This window comes from Streptomyces sp. NRRL S-244 (assembly GCF_000717915.1).
Classification (GTDB): Bacteria; Actinomycetota; Actinomycetes; order Streptomycetales; family Streptomycetaceae; genus Streptomyces.
In genome coordinates, this window is record NZ_JOCX01000019.1 from 30,017 (window position 1) to 47,211 (window position 17,195).

A 17,195-nucleotide genomic window follows, 5' to 3' on the forward strand; every position below is an offset into this window, starting at 1 on the left:
GTCAGTGCTCCTTGACCAGTGCGGCGTACGCGCCCCGGGCGGCGAGCAGTTGCTCGTGCCGGCCGCGCTCCACGACCGTGCCCCGGTCGAGCACGACGATCTCGTCGCTGTCGCGTACGGTGCTCAGCCGATGGGCGATCACCACGCAGGCGCAGCCGCGGCGCCGCAGGTTGTCGATGACGATCCGCTCGGTCGCCGCGTCGAGGGCGCTGGTCACCTCGTCCAGGATCATGACACTGGGGCGGCGCACCAGGGCGCGGGCGATCTCCAGGCGCTGGCGCTGGCCGCCGGAGAAATTGCGCCCGTCCTGCTCGACGCGGGCGTGGATGCCGCCGGCCCGGCGCGCCACCACCTCGTACACGGCGGCGTCCTGGAGGGCGGCGACGACGGCCTCGTCCGGGATGGAGGGGTCCCACAGCGCGACGTTGTCGCGGACGGTGCCCTCGAAGAGGAAGACGTCCTGGTCCACGAAGGAGACGGAGGCGGCCAGCGCGCCGCGCGGGATGTCCTCCAGCCGCATCCCGTCGATGCGGATGGCGCCCTTCCACGGGGTGTAGAGGCCGGAAATCAGCCGGGAGACGGTGGACTTGCCGCTCCCGGAGCCGCCGACGAGCGCGATCTGCTGCCCGGGGCCGACCGCGAGCGAGACGTCCTTCAGCAGCGGAGCGTCCAGCGGGCTGTAGCCGAAGGTGATGCCGTCCAGTTCCAGATGGCCCTTGAGGCGGCGGGCGGCGGCGGGGCCCTCGCCGCGCGCGTGCCGGACGTACAGCGGGTCGACGGGGAAGTTCTCGACGTCCTTGAGGCGGGCGACGTCGGCGGCGAAGTCCTGGATCCGTCCGGCCACGCCGCCCAGGCGGGTGATCGGTGCGGTGAAGCTGGTCACGAGGGCCTGGAAGGCGACCAGCAGGCCGACCGAGAGGTGCCCCTCCACCGCCCGCAGGCCGCCGATCATCAGGATCAGCGCGCTGTTGAGCGCGGCGAGGGTGGGCGCGACGACGGCCAGCCAGGCGCTGGGGACGCCGAGCCGCTGCTGCACGTCGAGGGTGACGGCGTGCTGGCCGGCCCAGCGGCGGAAGAAGGCGTTCTCCCCGCCGGTGGCCTTCATCGTCTCGATGAGCTGGAGGCCGCTGTACGAGGTGTTGGTGAGCCGGGCGCTCTCGGCACGCAGCTTCTGCGTGCCGGTGGCCCTCAGCCGCATCACGATCCGCAGGGCCACGAGGTTGAGCAGGGCGACGAGCACCCCGACGGCGGTGAGTTGCGGATCGTACGTCCACAGCAGGACCGCGTAGAGCACGACCACCACGGCGTCCACGCCCGCTGCGGCGAGGTCCCGGGCGAGGGTCTCGGCGACCGCGTCGTTGGACTGGAGGCGCTGTACGAGGTCGGCCGGGTTGCGCTGGGTGAAGAAGGCGACCGGGAGTCGCAGCAGGTGGCGCAGGAAGCGGGCGCTGCCGAGCGTGGAGGAGATGACGCGTCCGCGCAGCAGATTTGCCTGTTGCAGCCAGGTGAGTACGGCCGTGAGCACCAGGGCCGCTGCCATCGCCGCGAACAGCACGCCCAGCAGGGAGCTCTGCTCGCCGATGAGGAACATGTCGATGTACGTACGGCTCAGCGCGGGCACCGTCGCGCCGACGGCCACCAGGAGGAGGCTGGAGAGCACGGCGGCGAGCATGGTGCCCGAGGTGCCGCGCAGGCGGGCCGGCATGGCGCTCATCACGCCTTGTCTGCGGCCGGTGCGGCGGAAGCGCGGGCCGGGTTCGAAGACGAGTGCGACGCCGGTGAAGGCGGTGTCGAACTCCTCCATGGGGACGAACCGCCGTCCCTTGGCGGGGTCGTTGAGGTACGCGCCCCGGCGGCCGAGGCGGCGGCCCGTGCCCTCGTAGACGACGTAGTGGTTGAACTCCCAGAAGAGGATGGCCGGGGGGCTCAGCCGGGCGAGCGCGGCCAGGTCCATCTGCATGCCCTTGGCGGTCAGCCCGTATCCGCGGGCGGCCTTGAGCAGGTTCCCGGCGCGGGAGCCGTCCCGTGACACCCCGCAGGCGATGCGCAGCTCTTCGAGGGGTACGAAGCGGCCGTGGTGGCCGAGCACCATGGCCAGTGCGGCGGCCCCGCATTCCACCGCCTCCATCTGGAGCACGGTGGGCGTGCGTACGGGCCGCGGCGGGCGGCGCGGCGGGCGCGGCCGGCCGCGGGAGGAGACTCGGGGGGCCTGCGGCACGGTGGTCACGGGAGCAGCCAATCGACGGGGCGCTGTGCGGGGAGGTGGACGGCTGCGGTGACCGGCGTCGTGGAGTCGAGGGCGTACGGGGGCCCGCCCTCGGTGGACCACCGGTAGCCGCTGGTGGTCGCGGAGGAGCGTTCGAGCTGTACGAGCACCGCGACGGGATTGCCCTGGCGGGCGAACTGGGCGGCGAGGCGGGCGTCCCCGAGGAAGCCGGCGATCTGCTCCGGCGTCTGGGGCGTACGCCCGACTTCCTTGACGCGCCCGCGCAACACGCCGAACCGCTGCCGGGGGGCGGACTGGACGTCCAGGTCGACGGCGGCCCCGACGCGGATCTCCGCACCGCCGGCGCCGGACGCGTAGACCACAGCGACCAGCGGGTCGTCCGCGCCGCCCAGGCGCTCCAGGACGGCGAGGTCCGCACCCGTCGTCACGACGGCACCCGTCTTGGCGGCCAGGCTCGTCACCCGCCCCCCGGCCACGACGCGCACGGTCCGGTCGCCCTGCTCGGTGGCGACCTGGAGCAGGGGCGCGCCGGGGGAGAGCGACTGGCCCTCCTTGGCGAGCACGGCGGTGACCTGTCCGGAGTACGGGCTCTGGAGCAGATAACTGCCTTCGGCCCGGGTGAGGATGCCGGGGGCGCTCAGCTTGGAGGAAACCGATCCGGTGAATGCCCAGAAACTCGCCGCGGCCATGACGAGGGCGGTGACGGCGAGCACGAATCGCCCCTGCGGGCGCGCGAACCGTACGGGCAGATCGAGTTCTTCGGGCGATTGCAGCCTGGAGAGCGCCTTTTGACGGAACTGCACGACCAGCGACCTGTCCTTCGAATGCATTTCACGACACGGGCACGCGCGCGGGCATCTGCCCGCGCGCGGCCATGGGCACCCGTGAACCCCGGAACGCGTACGTCCCGGGGTTCACGCGCCCTGATGTACCGGCTCGGCTCAGAGGCCGGCGACACCGGCGCGAACGCCGACGATGCCCTCGACCTGGCCGGGCAGGGCCTGCACGCCCTGGACGGTCTGGAGCGAGGTCACCGTGTTCAGGACGTGGAACACATCGCCGGCCACACCGCCGAGAAGCCCACCGGAAATGCTGACACCGCCGGAAACCGCATCCAGTTCGTCGTCGGCGATCTCACGGGTCTCGATGTCGTTACGCATGATGTGCGCACCCTTCAGTCGTCTGATTGTTTCTCAATTGGCGCGGCCGTTCCGCGACAAGGCGGTTCCGACCACTTCCGAGGCCAGATGTAAGCACGCGAACGGACGACCGGGCGAACCGTGTTGACGCTCTCGACCAAGCGATATGGCCATTCACCCGAGGGGCTTTCCGATTGATTCGGCGGATCGCCACGGGTTCTCCACAAGATCGGGTAACACGGAACGGCGGCGCGCGAGCCCGCACGACCAAACCGCCCCAAACCAGCCCATCTCCCCGCCCACGCCGAGGAGGAATGTAATGGGAGGCATCCCCTCCACTTTCACCGGGTGAAGATTTCCGGGAGCGACACAACGCGACGCACCGGCAACGCTCCGCACTGGAACCCGGGTTGGGGTGCGGCTCACCGCGCCCCGGGGACACCGCCCGTGGCACTCCCCCGGCAGCCCGGGAACGGCGGTGCCTTCCAGGCCGCCGACGGTACTATCAACTCCCCATCCGGGAGCGCGGGTTGTGACGACCGTCGGCCGAGCCGGCCCGGGCCCGGCGAGGGTGGCAGCAGGCCGTCGGGCAGGCCCGCGGCCCCGGCGAAGGGCGAGGACGGACCGATGAAAGTGACCGTCGTCGGCGGCGGTATCGCCGGACTGACCTGCGCCCTGAGCCTGCACGCCGCCGGCTTCGAGCCACGGGTGCGCGAAGCGGCGCGGAAGGTCGAGGCGGTCGGCGTGGGGATCAACCTGCTGCCGCACGCCGTCCGGGAACTCTCCGAGCTCGGCCTGGACCGCGAGCTGGCCTCCGTCGCGCTGCCCCCGCACCGGCTGAGCTACCGCGACCGTACGGGCGAGGCGGTCTGGGAGGAGCCCCTGGGACGCGCGGCCGGATACCACTGGCCCCAGTACTCCGTCCACCGCGGCCGTCTGCAGATGCTCCTGCTGACGGCGGTGCGCGAGCGGCTGGGGCCGGACTCGGTCCGTACCGGCCTGCGCTTCCAGAGGTTCGAGCAGACCCCGGGCGGCGTCCGCGCCCATTTCCTGGACCGGTCGAGCGGCCTGCCCGTGGTCGACGACGCCGACGTGCTGGTCGGCGCCGACGGCATCGACTCGGCGGTCCGCGCCCAGCTCTTCCCGCACGAGAGCCCCCCGAAGGGGAACGGCGTCCACATGTGGCGCGCGGTCGCGCACCACCCGCACGTCCTCGACGGCCGTTCGATCGTGGTGGCCGGGGGCACCCCCGGCGCGAAGTTCGTCGCCTACCCGATCGAGGACCCCGCGACCGCGGCCGCGACCGGCGACGCCCTGGTGAACTGGGTGCTGGAGGTGCGCCACGGGCCGTCCGCCCCGCCTCCGGACGGCCCCGGCCGTCGCGTCACCGCGGCGGAGGCGCGCGCCGGGCTGTCGTCCTGGCAGCTGCCGTGGATCGACCTCACGACGCTCGCCGAGCGCTCTTCGGCGATCTTCGAGTACCCGATGCTCGACCGCGATCCCCTGCCCCGCTGGAGCTTCGGGCGGGTCACCCTGCTCGGCGACGCCGCACACCCGATGTTCCCCATGGGCATGAACGGAGGATCCCAGTCCATCGTGGACACGCGCGTGCTGGCCTGGTGCCTGGCCCGGGAGCACGAGCCCGTGGCCGCGCTCCGCCGCTACGACCGGATGCGCCGGCCGGCCGTCAACGCGATCGTGCTGGCCAACCGGAACCTGGGACCGGAAGAGATCATCGCGCGAGCCGAGGAGCACGGCGGAGCCCTGCCCGGCGAACGGGCCGAACAGATCGCGACCCACTACAGGAGGCTGGCCGGCGCCACCGTGGCAGACGTCAACACCCACCGGTCCTGGACGGTCCGGCACCCTGCCGCGGACCCGACGCCCTGAACCCGGCGGGCGTCCTTGACTGCCTACGGGATCAGCCGGTTCACCTGGCTCAGCCGGTGTCGAGGCCGTCGACCAGGCGGTTCAGGAACCGGGTGAAGGTGGCGTCCGGGGTGAGGGGGCGTCCGGGGGTGGAGAGGGCTTCGGCGAGTTCCGGGTGGTGGCCGTCCGCGGCGACGACGGCGAGGTACCGGACTTCGGCCGCGGCCCGGTCCGGGGACTGCGTCAGCGCGGCCTGCGCGATCTCGTGGGCGACGTGCCCGGCCACGAATGCAGTGAGCTGGGCGAAGACCTCCAGCTTCGCGGCACCGTCCAGTCCGGCGGGCCGCAGGGCGGCGAGCGCACGCTCCAGGAAGGCAAGGGTGTGGGGCCCCGGGACGCGGCGGGTGGTCAGGGCGGCCGGCAGCCAGGGGTGCCGCAGCATGTGGGCGCGCTGGAGGTGGGCGATCGCCTTCAGGTCGGCGCGCCAGTCGCCGGTGAGCGCGTGCGCGGCCGGCAGTTCGCCGCTGACGTGGTCGACCATCAGGTGCAGCAGCGTCTCCTTGTCGGGGGCGTAGCTGTAGAGCGACATGACGCCGGCTCCGACCTGTGCGGCGACCTTCCGCATGGTGACCGCTTCGAGCCCTTCCGCGTCCGCCAGGGCCACGGCCGCCGCGGTGATCACCTCTCGGCTGTAGGCGGGTTTGCGGCCCCTGCGGGGCTGGTCGGAGCCCAGCCAGAGCTGCTGGGGGTCGACACCCGGAGCGCCGGCATTTCCTTCGCGGGGCACGGCCCACGCTCCTCTCCTTGATCGGCGGCCCTGTGCGGGCCCAGTCAAGCATGCTCTATTCTCGTACAGTGTACGGAAATCAAGGAGGGGAACGATGACGTCACCCACGCACGGTCCTGTGTCGAAGCCGACCTGGGCACCGCCTGCCGGCAAACCGCCGCTGTCCGCACGGATGATGAGGGCGACGTGGCGCCGCCTCCCGGCCAAACTGCACGATGTCGGGTGGGAGCCCGGGCTGGCGGTGCCGGGCGCCGACGGCAGCCCGCTGATCACGGACCACTACTTCCCGCGCGCCGAGGGCGACTTCCCCACCCTCCTGGTGCGCTCGCCGTACGGCAGGGGCCTGCCGTGGTCCCCCATGTACGGCCTGCTCTTCGCCGAACAGGGCTTCCACGTGGTCCTGCAGAGCTGCCGCGGAACCGGCGGTTCGGGGGGTGAGTTCGACCTGTGGCGCAACGAGGCCGCCGACGGCCGGGCCACGGTCTCCTGGCTGCGCGAGCAACCCTGGTTCAACGGAACACTGGGAACCGTCGGCCCCAGTTACCTGGCCTACACCCAATGGGCCCTCGCCCTGGACCCGCCGCCGGAACTGAAGGCGATGGTGGCGCAGGTGAGCCTGCACGATCCCCACGCCCTGTTCCACCGGGGCGGCGCGCTGCACCTGGAAACCGCCCTGGCCGTCGGCCTGGGCATGAACTACCAGCACCAGGGCATGGGACCGTTCCTGAAGGCGACACTGCGCCTCCAGCGCCGACTGCGCGATGTCACCACCGCGAAGCCGCTGCGCGGGGCGTACGCGTCAGCCCTCGGGGGCGAACTGCCCTGGCTGGACGGCGTCATGACACACCCGGACGCCAAGGACCCCTACTGGAACGGCGCGTCGTCGGCCCGGTCGGCGGAGCGACTGCGCGTGCCCACAGCGCTGATCACGGGATGGCACGACGCGCTGGCCGACCAGACCTTGGAACAGTACGACCGGCTGCGCGCGGCCGGCTGCGAGACCGCCCTGCTCGTCGGCCCCTGGACCCACACCTCCGCCCTGCAACAGGGATGGCCCGAGGTGTTCGCCGAGAGCCTCGCCTGGCTGCGCGCCCACCTCGACGCCGATCCCTCGGGCCTGCGCCCCACGAGGGTGCGCGTGCACATCGGCGGCGAGAACGCCTGGCGCAACCTCGCCGACTGGCCTCCGGCCACGGACCTCAGCCCGTGGTTCCCCACCGCGCAGGGGCATCTCACCCGGCAGGCCCCCACGGACTCCGCGGCCGTGGCGTCGTTCCGCCACGACCCGGAGGACCCGACCCCCTCCCTCGGCGGCTCCGTCCTCTCCCGTACGGCCGGCCCGCGCGACAACCGCACCCTGGAGGCCCGGGAGGACGTACTGACGTTCACCGGTCCTCCGCTGACCGAGCCCGTGGACGTCCTCGGGCCGGTCTCCGCCCGCCTGTCCATCTCCACGGACACCGGTCACACCGACGTCTTCACCCGCCTGTGCGACGTGGACGCACAGGGCCGTTCCGTCAACGTCTGCGACGGACTGGGCCGCCTGCGGACGGACGGGCAGGAGCCGTCGCAGATCACCGTGCCGATGAGCTCCACCGCCCACCGCTTCGCCATCGGCCACCGCATGCGCTGGCAGATCAGCGCAGGCGCCCACCCGCGCTACGCCCGCAATCCCGGCACCGGCGAATCGCAGATGGACGCCACCGCCTTCACACCGGTGCACATCACCCTGCACGCGGACTCGGCCCTGCTGCTCGGGACGGACACCCGCGCCTGTGAACCCGGCCCTGCGCCCAACGGCTGACCACCCGCCGCTCAGAGCAGCGCCTCCAGCCTGATGGGCAGGTCCGTCAGGCGTTTGCCGGTGGCGTTGAACACCGCGTTCCCGATGGCGGCCGGGACTCCCACGATGGTGATCTCCCCCAGGCCCTTGACCCCGATGGGATCGGCCAGGGGGTCCTCGGTGTGGATGAAGGCGGCGTCCAGTTCGGGAACGTCGGCGTTGACCGGGACCAGGTAGTCGGCCAGGCTCGCGTTGACGATCCGGCCGTCACGGTGGTCCGTGACCGTGCCCTCCAGCAGGGCCATCCCGATCCCGCCCACCATGCCGCCGATGGCCTGGCTGTGGGCCAGTTTGGGGCTGACCGTGTACGGAGGTGATGAGTTCACCCGGCCTCAGGTCCTGTTCCCGGTGCGGGGTGTTCCCCGGCCGCAGGAAGAACTCCGCGACCGGGACCGCTCGGGTGCCCTCCGTGCTCCGCAGCCGGACGACGGCGTCCAAGGCCACCAGCGCCACGGCGAGGTCCGAGGGGTGGGTGGCCACGCAGTGCGCGCCGGCGCCCAGGACCGCTTGCATCCGGTTGTCACCGTCGGCGGCGTCGCACCCCGTGCCGGGTGAGCGCCTGTTGCACGCCGAGTGCACGTCCCGGAAGTAGGGGCAGCGGGGGCGCTGCATGAGGTTCCCGCCGATGGAGGCCATGTTGCGCAGCTGCGCAGAGGCGCCCAGCTCCAGTGACTGCGCGATGACGGGGTACCGGGAGCGTACGTCCGGGTGCGCGGCGAGCTCGCTCATCCGGACCAGGGCACCCACCCGCAGGCCTTCCGACGGCACGGCGATGTCCCGGTGCGGGAGACCGTTGATGTCGACCACGCGGGACGGGCGTTCGACGGTCTCGCGCATCAGGTCGACCAGTGTCGTGCCGCCCGCGATGTAGCGGCCGCCGTCGGCCCCGGCGGCCGGCGCGGCGCGCTCGGTCGCCGTGACGATGTTCGTGTAGGCGCCGCAGCGACAGAGGTTGCCGCTCATCCACTCGCGGATCTCCTCCCGGGAGCGGGCGTGCCCTTCCGCGATGCAGGCCGCCCCCGAGACGATCTGGCCCGGCGTGCAGTACCCACACTGCAGCCCGTCGTGGTCGATGAACGCCTGCTGGAGGGGGTGCAGACGGCCGCCGCGCGCGAGTCCCTCGATCGTGGTGACGTGCGCGCCGTCGTGCATGACGGCGAACGTGAGGCAGGAGTTGACCCTGCGGTCGTCGACCAGGACCGTGCACGCCCCGCAGGCTCCCTGGTCACAGCCCTTCTTCGTGCCGGGCAGCCCCAGGTGCTCCCGCAGGAGGCCGAGGAGCGACGTCCTGCTGTCCACCACCGCGGACCGCCGCTCCCCGTCGACATCACCAGGAAACGCCGTCGGCCCACGGCGGACGCGCCACCGAACCCACCTGGACGCACTGGACCACCCACGCGAATACTCAGAGAGAACGAACTGCTACTCACTGTAGCAGTGGGGCCGGGGCGCCCTCCCGGACGATCACCCCGAGTCACGCGTCCGACGCAGCGGTCTAGCATGAAAAGCAAGGTGGCAAGGGGGCAAGGTTTCATCCCCAGGCCCAGGCCCGGGCCCCGGCCCCGGCGGCAGGGAGGCCGGTATGGCGTTCGACGCGACTGGTTTCGAGCAGGGGGACGGCTCCCGCTACATCCCGATATCCGATCACGGCCTGATCGGCGACCTCCGTACGACCGCCCTGGTCGGCACGAACGGCACCATCGACTGGTACTGCTGCCCGCGCTTCGACGCACCCAGCGTCTTCGGGTCCATCCTCGACGCCGACCGGGGCGGCTCGTTCGAGCTGGCCGCCGAGGTCCCGACCCGCACCAGGCAGTTCTACTTCCCCGATACGAACGTGCTGATCACACGGTTCTTCGCCGCGGACGGGGTGGCGGAGATCCAGGACTTCATGCCCGTGGTCGACGAGTCACGCGAGGCGACCCGGCACCGGCTGATCCGGCGCGTGATCTGCGTCCGCGGAACCCTCCCCTTCAGGGCGCGCATCGCCCCCCGCTTCGGCTACGGCGCCGAAACGCACACCACGCACCTCGAAGGCCACACGGCGGTGTTCCGCTCCCCCTCACTGACGCTCGCGCTGACCGCCACCGCACCCCTGGAAAGCGACGGCCTGGACGTGTGGTCGCACTTCAAGCTCCTCGAGGGCGAGTCCAACGTGTTCGCCCTCGACCAGATCGGCGACGGCGTCCCGCCCCGGTCGTGCCCACGCGCCGAAGCGCAGGAGCAGGCCGAGGCGACCGTCCAGTTCTGGCGCCGCTGGCTGGCCGGTTCCCGCTACCACGGGCGGTGGAGGGAAACGGTGAACCGCTCCGCGCTGGTGCTGAAGCTGCTCACCTACGCGCCGACCGGTGCGATCGTCGCCGCACCGACCACCAGCCTGCCCGAGCAGATCGGCGGCGAGCGCAACTGGGACTACCGCTACGTCTGGGTCCGCGACGCCGCCTTCTGCGTCTACGCCATGCTGCGCCTGGGGTTCACCTCGGAAGCCGAGGCGTTCATGGGGTTCCTCGGTGAGCGCGGCATCATGCGCGGCAGCGGTGCGACCGGCCCGTTGCAGATCATGTACGGCATCGACGGGCGCAGCGAGCTGCCCGAGTACGAGCTCTCGCACCTGGAGGGCTACCTCGGATCCGCGCCGGTCCGGGTGGGCAACGCCGCCACCGGCCAGCTCCAGCTGGACATCTACGGAGCCCTGATCGACTCCATCTACCTGTACGACAAGTGGGGGCAGCCGATCAGCAGCGCCCGCTGGGACGAGGTCGGCGCGATGGCGGACTGGCTCTGCGATCACTGGGACCAGCCCGACGAGGGGGTCTGGGAGACCCGGGCGGGCCGGCGGAACTTCGTGTACTCGCGGCTGATGTGCTGGGTGGCGCTGGAGCGCGCGATGCGCATGGCGAACCGCCGCGGTCTGCCGGCCGACCTGAACCGGTGGCGGGAGTCGCGGGACGCGATCTACCGGCAGATCATGCGGCGCGGCTGGTCGGGCGAGCGCGGGGCGTTCGTCCAGGGGCTGGACGACCACGTGCTGGACGCCTCACTGCTGATGATGCCGATGGCGAAGTTCATCTCGCCCACCGACCCCAAGTGGCTCTCCACCCTGGACGCGCTCACCGCGGACCTGGTCTCCGACTCGCTGGTCTACCGCTACGACCCGACCGCCAGCCCGGACGGCCTGCACGGGCCCGAGGGCACCTTCTCGATCTGCTCCTTCTGGTACGTGGAGGCGCTGGCCCGCGCAGGCCGGCTGGAGGAGGCCCGGCTCGCCTTCGAGAAGATGCTCACCTACGCCAACCACCTCGGTCTGTTCGCCGAGGAGATCGGCCCGACCGGAGAACAGCTGGGCAACTTCCCCCAGGCCTTCACCCACCTCTCGCTCATCAGCGCCGCCTTCAACCTCGACCGCGCGCTGGGCTGACGTCGCGGGGGCCGCCGGGGGCCGCCGGGTACTGCCTGCCGTGCTGCCGGCCGTGCTAATCACCCTGATCCGGTGATGCTCCTCACCTGTCTGGTGGAAGGCTTCACAGTGGCCCGCCTCCGGGCAGGAGGTCGCCGGCACATGACCCCGGATCGTGAACGACAGGAGTTCGACATGAGCGAAGCACTCGACCGGAACGCGAAGGTCATCACGGAGTTCCGAGCGAACGAGGGCAGGGTCGGCGGGGTCTTCGAGGGCGCTCCGCTGGTCCTCGTCCACCACCGCGGCCGCAAGAGCGGGCAGGAACACATCAGCCCGGTGATGTACCTCCCGGACGAGACCGCGCCGGACGTCGTCTACGTCTTCGCGTCCAAGGGCGGCGCGCCCACCGACCCTGACTGGTACCGCAATCTGACCGCCGCCGGTGAGGGCACCGTCGAACGCGGCACCGCGACCTACCAGGTGACCGTCCGCGAACTGGCCGGCGCCGAACGCGACCGCATCTACGCCGAGCAGGCGCGGCGCTACCCCGGCTTCGCCGAGTACGCGCGCCAGACCGCCGGAATCCGCGTCATTCCCGTACTCGAACTCCGGCAGGCTTAGCCACACCCCTGCCAGCTTTCACCTTTCAGCAAGTCGAAGGAGAGAGACCATGCCCAAGGCGGTCAGGTACGACGAGTTCGGCGGGATCGACGTGTTGCGGGTCGACGAGGTGGAACGCCCGGTGCCCGGGGACGGGCAGGTCCTCGTACGGGTGAAAGCGGCCGGCATCAACCCCAGTGAGGCGGTCATCCGCACGGGAGCTCTGACGGATCTGTTCCCCTCGACGTTCCCGTCCGGGCAGGGCAGCGACCTCGCCGGGGTCATCGAGGAGGCCGGCGCGGGGGTTGCCGGATTCTCGCCCGGCGACGAGGTGATCGGATTCAGCCAGAAGCGGGCCGCCCAGGCCGAGCTGGTCCTGGTCGAGGCCGGTGACCTCACGCGCAAGCCGGAGCAGGTCTCGTGGGAGGTGGCCGGCAGCCTGTACGTCGTCGGCGTGACCGCATGGGGAGCGGTGCACGCCGTCCAGCCCGAGGAGGGCGAGACCGTCGTCGTCTCCGGAGCCGCCGGGGGAGTCGGCTCGCTCGCCGTCCAGCTCGCCCGCCGCACCGGGGCCACGGTCATCGGCCTGGCGAGCGCGGGCAACCACGCGTGGCTGGGGAGCCACGACGTGATCCCGGTCGCGTACGGCGAGGGCGTCGCGGACCGCATCAGGGCGGCCGCGCCCGGCGGCGTGGACGCCTTCATCGACACCTTCGGCGACGGGTACGTCGAGCTGGCCCTCTCCCTCGGCGTCGCGACCGACCGCATCGACACCATCGCCGACTTCGCGGCCGCCGAGAAGTACGGAGTGAAGACCGACGGGGGAATCGCGGCCGGGCCGGGCGCCAAGGTGCTCGCCGAGCTTGCCGCCCTGATCGCCGACGGACACCTCGAGCTGCCGATCGCGAACGTCTACCCGCTGGCACAGGTCCGCGAGGCCTACACCGAGCTCGAACGCCGCCACACCCACGGCAAGATCGCCCTCAGGCCCTAGACCGTGTGGAACTCAGTGGCTGGAGTCGTGCACCGCGGCGGTCGCCTGGGCGACGTCGACGAGCTCGCCGTCGGCGCCGAACTGGTTCAGGTCACCGCCGGGCGACTCGATGCGTCCGGCATCGGCCAGGCCGCCGGCCTTGACGGGGTCGAACCCGGCCGTGCGGATCAGGCGCTCGGCCGCTGCCGCGGCGCGCTCGTCGTCGGTGGCGTAGAAGAGCGCCGCCCGTCGCGGCGTGCGGTGTGCGTTCGCGGCGAGCACCTCCGCGGCGAGGGTGCCGAACGCCTTGACGTAGTGGGCGTTCTCGGGCAGGAGAGCGGCGGCCACCGACCCGGCCGACTCCCCTTCGGGCAGCGACCGCACGAGCCCGCCGTCCTCGTCGAAGGCGATCGGGTTCGAGGGGTCGATCACGACCTTGCCCTCGAGCAGGGGCGCGACCTGCGGGATCAGCTCCCTCATCGCGTCCAGCCAGACGGCGAACACGACCGTGTCCGCATCGGGGATCGCGTCCTGCACGGAGGCGGCCCGGGCGAGGGGACCGAGCTCGTCCGCGATCTCCGCGGCGCGCGCGGACCCCTTTCCCGCCAGGACGACGTTCTCACCCCCGGCCACCAGGTGCCGGGCGAGCACGGCTCCGATGTTGCCGACCCCTACGATTGCGGTGGTCATCTCCGGCCTTCCTCCTCCGTTGACGTGGAATCAGGTCAAGCTTGGGCGCTCCGGACGTCCGATACCTCCCAAACGTCTCCGACATCCCGGATGTCGTCGGACAGCAGCCCGAATGCCTGATACGCCCGCACCCGGTCGACCGGCTCCCCGCGCTCGACGACGCGCCGCCGCGGACGAGACCACCGCCGATCCCCGGGCTCCGAAACCTCCCTAACGCATCACCAGGCCACCGTCGACCGTGAGCACCTGGCCCGTCAGCGCGGCGGCGTCGTCGCGGACGAGCATCGCCACCACGGCCGCGGTGTCGTCGGGGGTGAGCGGCCGGGGCAGCGCCTGGCGCGCTGCGACCTCCTCGAACTCCTCCACCGGCACGACGCCGGTCGCCGGAGTGCGCGTCAGCCCGGGGGCCACGGCCGTCACGGCGATCCCCTGGCCGCCGAGTCCGACGGCGAGGGCGTGGGTCATGCCGATCAACGCCCCTTTGGACGCCACGTACGCGAGCATGTGCGCGCCCGGGGGACGCCAGAAGGTGTTGGACACGATGAAGACGACCCTGCCGAAGCCCCGCTCGCGCATCCCCGGCGCGAACGCCTGGGTGAGCAGCAGCGCCGACTCGACGTTCACCGCCTGGACCTGACGCCACACGTCGAGTTCGAAGTCCTCGAACGGCCCGAAGGCGACCATGGCGGCCGAGTGGACCAGGACATCGCACCGGCCATGGCGATCCAGCACCAGCTGCGCGACCCGGCGCACATCGGCCGGATCACCCAGATCGACCGGGACATCACCCGCACGGTCGAGCACGACCACGGTGTGATCGACCGCGAGCCGCGCGGCAATCGCACCGCCGATCGCACCGGCGCCGCCGGTCACGACCGCCACCCGCCGGCCCCCGTCCGTCTCGGAAAACGCGGTAGACACTGCTCAGCGCTCCTTTCACTGCACGTCACCAGGGCACTACGCCTGCATCATCGAAGAACTGGCCGGTCGGACCGCCGTCGGGCAGGGTCGCCAGTTTGACGGCGATCGCCGCGCCCTGCTCGGGGGTGCGCACGCCGCGGAAGCCGTTGAGGTCGGTCGCGACGTAGCCGGGGCAGCCGAGGTTGATCAGGATGTTCGTGCCGCTCAACTCCCGGGCGTACTGGAGGGTCACGGCGTTCAGGAATGTCTTCGACGGCGAGTACGCCGCGGCCACCGGACCCGCCGTCTGCTCGGCAGCCGCTCCCGCCTGCCGGGTGAGGGAGCCCACGCTGCTGGACATGTTCACGATCCGCGGTGAGGCGGAGCGGCGCAGCAGCGGCAGCATTGCATTGGTGACGCGGACGACGCCGATCACGTTGGTCTCCACGACCGTCCGGATGGTGTCGGGGTCCACCCGGGTGGGGTCCTGCGGCATGCCACCGGCGATGCCGGCGTTGTTGACGAGCACGTCGAGGTGCCCGGCCCGTTCCTCGATCAGTCGCGCGGCGGCGCTCGCACTCGCGTCGTCGGTCACGTCGAGCGGTACGCCGAACGCGTCGACGCCGGACGCGCGCAGCCTGACCACCGCGTCCTCACGGCGCCGATCGTCGCGGGCGCCCACGCCGACGCTCCAGCCGAGGGCGCCCAGGCCCGCGGCGATCTCGTAGCCGATTCCCTTGTTCGCGCCGGTGACCAGCGCAATCGTTCGTTCGCTCATGGGAATCATGCTGCCGCTGAACCCGGCTGGAGGTCCAAGACCGATCGGGTGGGCGTCGATACCGTCCGGGTATCGATCCGGAGTACCGTGGCCGCATGGAGACCCGGGAACTGCGCTATTTCGTCGCGGTCGCCGAAGAGCTGCACTTCGGGCGCGCCGCACAGCGGCTCGGGATCGCACAGCCGCCTTTGTCGCGGGCGATCCAGCAGCTCGAGCGCCGGCTCGGGGCGGCGCTGCTGGATCGGACCAGCCGCAGCGTCACGCTGACCGAGGCCGGCTCGGTGCTGCTGGCGGAGGGCCGGGCGGCCCTCGACGCGGTCGATGCCGCCGAGCGCCGGACCCGCCGCGCCGCCCTTGCCACGACCGGCCGTCCCGGCCTGGTCCTGGTCACGAAGGCCAGCGCGTCCAGCGAACTGCTGGCGAAGCTGCTCGACGCGTACGCCGCCGAGCCCGGCGCGGTGCCGGTCGAGGTCATCCTGTGCGGCCCGGCCGAGCAGTCACGGCTCCTGCGCGAGGGCCGGGCCGACGTGGCACTGCTGCACCGGCCGTTCGACTCGACCGCGGGATTCCACACCGAAGAGCTGACCACGGAGGGCCAGGTCGCGGTCCTGCCTGCCGGGCATCCGCTCACCGTCCGGACCCATGTGCACATGGCCGACATCACCGGGCTGCCGGGCCTGCCCCTGCCGCGCTGGCCCGACCCCGACGGCAGCTACCCGCCGGGCCCCGGCCCGCGGGTCCGCGACCACGCCCAGCTGCTCCAGCTCGTCGCGCTCGGCCGTGCGTGCGCGGTCTCACCGGAGTCGTGCCGAACCCAACTGCACGGGAACCTCGCCGCCGTGCCCGTGCTCGATGCCCCGGCCGTCACCACCGTGATCGCCTGGCCGACGCACAGCCGGTCCCGAGCCGTCGCGCACCTCGTCCGTACCGCGACGCGCCTCCCCAATGCACTGCCCGCAGACGCCGCTTGGGCCGATCACTGACCCATCCTCATCCGGCCCCGAAAACGGTCAAGGGGCCGTCTCAGATTGCTCTGAAACGGCCCCTTGATCTGCGACTCTTTCGAGTCGGGACGACAGGATTTGAACCTGCGACCCCTTGACCCCCAGTCAAGTGCGCTACCAAGCTGCGCCACGTCCCGATACCCGCTGACCTGGGGTTTCCCCTGGCCGAACGCGCAGGAGAACAATACCGCACTTCGCGGGGTGGTCGCGCGCACCTTTCTCGGGTCGGGGCGTGCTTGACCTCAAGCGGACTTGAGGTTGCATGATCGATGCATGACACAGGCAATCGCGGACACGGGGTTCCGCTACGAGGATCTGGGGCGGCTCATCGCGCTCATGACCGGGGCCGAGAAGCACGGGCCCGCCGCCCACTCCACGCTCGACGTGCTGTGGGTGCTCTACGACCGGGTGCTGCGCGTGGAGCCCGAGGCGGCCGAGGAGGCCGGGCGGGACCGGTTCCTGCTCTCCAAGGGGCACGGGCCGATGGCGTACTACGCCGTACTCGCCGCCAAGGGGTTCTTCCCGGTGGAGTGGCTGCGCGGCTTCGGCTCGTACGACTCGCCCCTCGGGCACCACCCGGACCGCACCCTGATCCCCGGAGTGGAGATCGGCAGCGGCTCGCTCGGGCACGGGCTGCCGCTCGCCGTGGGCAGTGCGCTCGGGCTGCGGGCGCAGGGGCTGGACGAGCCGGCGGTGTGGGTGCTGATCGGGGACGCGGAGCTCGACGAGGGCAGCAACCACGAGGCCCTCGCCTACGCCGGCGCCGCCGGGCTGGAGCGGCTGCACACCGTGGTGATCGACAACGACTCCGCGACCCACGGCTGGCGCGGCGGGATCGCCTCCCGCTTCGAGGCCGCCGGCTGGTCGGCGGTGACCGTCGACGGCCGGGACCACGCGGCGCTGCACGCCGCCTTCACCACACCGCATCCGGGCCGGCCCCACGCCGTCATCGCCCGTGTCGAGAAGAAGCAGTAGAGGGGTTGGC

Annotated in this window: 14 protein-coding genes, 1 tRNA gene and 3 pseudogenes; 7 read left to right on the plus strand and 11 right to left on the minus strand. The window is 71.7% G+C overall.

The genetic code is table 11. From position 1 onward, the window contains the following. Nucleotide 1: 1 nt before the first annotated feature. The 3 genes from IF02_RS0122620 to IF02_RS0122630 form a co-directional block, all read right to left on the minus strand. Nucleotides 2-2,128 (minus strand): NHLP family bacteriocin export ABC transporter peptidase/permease/ATPase subunit, encoded by a 2,127-nt coding sequence (locus IF02_RS0122620; RefSeq protein ID WP_037836937.1) that lies wholly within the window; start codon nt 2,126-2,128, stop codon nt 2-4. A 95-nt stretch (nt 2,129-2,223) separates the two neighbouring features. Continuing rightward, on the minus strand, nt 2,224-3,030 hold the full coding sequence (locus IF02_RS0122625; RefSeq protein ID WP_030159720.1) for an HlyD family efflux transporter periplasmic adaptor subunit: 807 nt from the start codon (nt 3,028-3,030) through the stop codon (nt 2,224-2,226). A gap of 138 nt (nt 3,031-3,168) precedes the next feature. After that, complete coding sequence (locus IF02_RS0122630; protein WP_030159722.1) at nt 3,169-3,387, minus strand: hypothetical protein; 219 nt, start codon at nt 3,385-3,387, stop codon at nt 3,169-3,171. A gap of 606 nt (nt 3,388-3,993) precedes the next feature. Here IF02_RS0122630 and IF02_RS0122635 point away from each other — a divergent pair. Then, on the plus strand, nt 3,994-5,256 hold the full coding sequence (locus tag IF02_RS0122635) for an FAD-dependent monooxygenase (protein ID WP_030159724.1): 1,263 nt from the start codon (nt 3,994-3,996) through the stop codon (nt 5,254-5,256). Nucleotides 5,257-5,305: 49 nt separating this feature from the next. On the opposite strand, the gene IF02_RS0122640 is transcribed toward IF02_RS0122635, so the two are convergent. Then, nucleotides 5,306-6,022 (minus strand): TetR/AcrR family transcriptional regulator C-terminal domain-containing protein, encoded by a 717-nt coding sequence (locus tag IF02_RS0122640; RefSeq protein WP_030159726.1) that lies wholly within the window; start codon nt 6,020-6,022, stop codon nt 5,306-5,308. A gap of 94 nt (nt 6,023-6,116) precedes the next feature. On the opposite strand from IF02_RS0122640, the gene IF02_RS0122645 reads away from it, so the two are divergent. Further along, entirely contained in the window at nt 6,117-7,826 is a 1,710-nt protein-coding gene (locus IF02_RS0122645; protein ID WP_051696453.1) for a CocE/NonD family hydrolase, read from the plus strand. Nucleotides 7,827-7,837: 11 nt separating this feature from the next. On the opposite strand, the pseudogene IF02_RS0122650 reads toward IF02_RS0122645, so the two are convergent. From IF02_RS0122650 to IF02_RS36240, 3 pseudogenes are all read right to left on the minus strand, one after another. Then, nucleotides 7,838-8,167, minus strand: a pseudogene (locus IF02_RS0122650) (molybdopterin cofactor-binding domain-containing protein); the annotation flags it as partial. Nucleotides 8,168-8,171: 4 nt separating this feature from the next. Then, nucleotides 8,172-9,017, minus strand: a pseudogene (locus IF02_RS35645) (FAD binding domain-containing protein); the annotation flags it as partial. Between the two features lie 27 nt (nt 9,018-9,044). Then, nucleotides 9,045-9,179 (minus strand): annotated as a pseudogene (locus IF02_RS36240) (2Fe-2S iron-sulfur cluster-binding protein); the annotation flags it as partial. 268 nt (nt 9,180-9,447) lie between these two features. On the opposite strand from IF02_RS36240, the gene IF02_RS0122660 reads away from it, so the two are divergent. The 3 genes from IF02_RS0122660 (at nt 9,448) to IF02_RS0122670 (ending at nt 12,859) form a co-directional block, all read left to right on the plus strand. Further along, nucleotides 9,448-11,283 (plus strand): glycoside hydrolase family 15 protein, encoded by a 1,836-nt coding sequence (locus IF02_RS0122660; protein ID WP_030159734.1) that lies wholly within the window; start codon nt 9,448-9,450, stop codon nt 11,281-11,283. Nucleotides 11,284-11,457: 174 nt separating this feature from the next. Beyond that, nucleotides 11,458-11,886: a nitroreductase family deazaflavin-dependent oxidoreductase gene (locus IF02_RS0122665; RefSeq protein ID WP_030159736.1), complete on the plus strand. Its 429-nt coding sequence runs from the start codon at nt 11,458-11,460 to the stop codon at nt 11,884-11,886. Nucleotides 11,887-11,935: 49 nt separating this feature from the next. Next, on the plus strand, nt 11,936-12,859 hold the full coding sequence (locus IF02_RS0122670) for an NADP-dependent oxidoreductase (RefSeq protein WP_030159738.1): 924 nt from the start codon (nt 11,936-11,938) through the stop codon (nt 12,857-12,859). A gap of 12 nt (nt 12,860-12,871) precedes the next feature. Here IF02_RS0122670 and IF02_RS0122675 read toward each other — a convergent pair whose 3' ends face one another. From IF02_RS0122675 to IF02_RS0122685, 3 genes are all read right to left on the minus strand, one after another. Continuing rightward, nucleotides 12,872-13,528, minus strand: a complete 657-nt coding sequence (locus IF02_RS0122675) for an NADPH-dependent F420 reductase (RefSeq protein ID WP_030159743.1) — start codon at nt 13,526-13,528, stop codon at nt 12,872-12,874. 210 nt (nt 13,529-13,738) lie between these two features. Then, nucleotides 13,739-14,449 (minus strand): SDR family NAD(P)-dependent oxidoreductase, encoded by a 711-nt coding sequence (locus tag IF02_RS0122680; RefSeq protein WP_030159745.1) that lies wholly within the window; start codon nt 14,447-14,449, stop codon nt 13,739-13,741. Nucleotides 14,450-14,474: 25 nt separating this feature from the next. Beyond that, nucleotides 14,475-15,206 (minus strand): SDR family NAD(P)-dependent oxidoreductase, encoded by a 732-nt coding sequence (locus IF02_RS0122685; protein ID WP_030159746.1) that lies wholly within the window; start codon nt 15,204-15,206, stop codon nt 14,475-14,477. A gap of 95 nt (nt 15,207-15,301) precedes the next feature. Here IF02_RS0122685 and IF02_RS0122690 point away from each other — a divergent pair, with 95 nt between their 5' ends. Continuing rightward, nucleotides 15,302-16,189, plus strand: a complete 888-nt coding sequence (locus IF02_RS0122690; protein WP_051696454.1) for a LysR family transcriptional regulator — start codon at nt 15,302-15,304, stop codon at nt 16,187-16,189. Nucleotides 16,190-16,273: 84 nt separating this feature from the next. On the opposite strand, the gene IF02_RS0122695 is transcribed toward IF02_RS0122690, so the two are convergent. Next, a tRNA-Pro gene (locus IF02_RS0122695) sits at nt 16,274-16,347 on the minus strand. A 136-nt stretch (nt 16,348-16,483) separates the two neighbouring features. On the opposite strand from IF02_RS0122695, the gene IF02_RS0122700 reads away from it, so the two are divergent. Beyond that, nucleotides 16,484-17,185, plus strand: a complete 702-nt coding sequence (locus tag IF02_RS0122700) for a transketolase (protein ID WP_030159750.1) — start codon at nt 16,484-16,486, stop codon at nt 17,183-17,185. Nucleotides 17,186-17,195 lie beyond the last annotated feature (10 nt).